At 72.2% G+C, this 1,638-nt stretch carries 2 protein-coding genes; both read right to left on the minus strand.

Annotated elements, in window-relative coordinates; genetic code table 11:
* Positions 1 to 913: ABC transporter ATP-binding protein (locus tag BGO37_RS15240; protein ID WP_291756253.1), on the minus strand; the 913-nt coding region annotated here is incomplete at its 3' end.
* Positions 914 to 944: 31 nt separating this feature from the next.
* Positions 945 to 1,481 carry a MarR family transcriptional regulator gene (locus tag BGO37_RS15245; RefSeq protein WP_291756255.1) on the minus strand — a complete coding sequence of 179 codons (537 nt, stop codon included), beginning with the start codon at positions 1,479 to 1,481 and terminating at the stop codon, positions 945 to 947.
* Positions 1,482 to 1,638 lie beyond the last annotated feature (157 nt).

Below are 1,638 nucleotides of genomic sequence, written 5' to 3' on the forward strand. Positions count from 1 at the left end.
ACACGTCGTCGACCGCCCGCACCGTGCCCCGCAGGCGCGCGCGGAAGTCGACCACGAGGTCCGACACGGACACGACGGCATCGGATGCCGCCGCCTCGGCGGCATCGTCGCGGCGCACGCCCGCACCCATTCGGGGGACGGATGCCAGCAGGTCGCGCGTGTAGCCCTCGCGCGGGGCGGCGAAGATCTGCTCGACGGCGCCGGTCTCCACCACCGACCCGTTGCGCATCACGACGACCCGGTCGGCGAGGTCGGCGACCACGCCCATGTCGTGGGTGATGAGCAGGATCGCCATCCGGCTGCGGGTGCGCAGGCGGCGCAGCAGATCGAGCACCTCGGCCTGCACCGTGACGTCGAGCGCGGTCGTCGGCTCGTCGGCGATCAGCAGGCGCGGCTCGCCGGCCAGCCCGATCGCGATGACGACGCGCTGCGCCTGGCCGCCGGAGAGCTGGTGCGGGTAGAAGCCCATCCGCGTCTCGGGGTCGGGCATCTCCACGGCCCGCAGCAGCTCGATCGCACGGCGGCGGGCCTCGGCCCGCGACATCCGGGCGTGCGCGCGCAGCGCCTCGACGAGCTGCGATCCGACAGTGAAGACCGGGTCGAGCGCCTGGGACGGGTCCTGGAAGACCATCGCCACGCCCCCGCCGCGGACGCGCCGCAGCTGGTCGGTCGACGCCCCGACGAGCTCGATCCCGTCGAAGCGGATCGAGCCGGAGACGCGGGCGTTGCGCGGCAGGAGTCCGAGGACGCTCATCGAGCTCACGCTCTTGCCCGACCCGGACTCGCCGACGAGGGCGACGACCTCGTCCTCGTGGACGTCCGCGTCGAGGCGCTCGACCGCCACCGCCTCGCGGCCCTCCACGTCGAACACGACGTGGAGGTGGCGGACCTGCAGCAGGCTGTCCGCGGTCACCGGATGCCTCCCCCCATGGGGGACGCCGACGTCACTCGTCCGACTCGTCGCGCTCGGCCTTGTACGCCTCCCACGCCTCGAGCATCTTGTAGTGGTAGTCGCGCAGCCACCGCATGTAGTCGCGACCGTTGCGCATCCGTCGATACGCCATGCGGTCGCCCGGGTCGTCGCTGTCCGCCACGACCCCCATGCCCTGCTCGATGTTGTCCCGCTGCCGGTCCAGGTAGCGGCGCTCCCCCGCCAGCCACGTCCCCCAGACGTCCTCGTCCGAGTAGAAGTAGTGGTTGCGGTCGCCGGGGATGATCCTGCGCTTCGCGAACCCGGAGTCCACCAGGCGCCGCGTCGACATCGACACCGCGCCCGCGCTCGCCTCCAGCGCGGCGGCGAGATCCGCGGAGGAGATGTACTCCCGTCGCATGATCATGAGGTAGCCGAGCACCCGGCCGTCCATGATCGGAGCGCCGGTCGCCGACCACATCGTCGCGAAGTCGTCGGCGAACGCCCTCCGCTGTTCGCTCAACGGATCCGGCTCCTGCTCGGACACCGACGCGTCGTGGACATCCACCATCGGACGCGCACCTCACTTTCATCCCTCCGGGCGCGGTCGCGGTCAGCCTAACGTGCCCCACGGCACCTCTCCTTCCGCCCGCGCGGGATCGAACGCCCACATGGTCATCCCGCCGCTGCCCCGCACGCGGACGGTCTCGCCCGCCGCGTCGCGCGTG

This window comes from Cellulomonas sp. 73-92 (assembly GCF_001898175.1).
Lineage (GTDB): Bacteria > Actinomycetota > Actinomycetes > Actinomycetales > Cellulomonadaceae > Cellulomonas.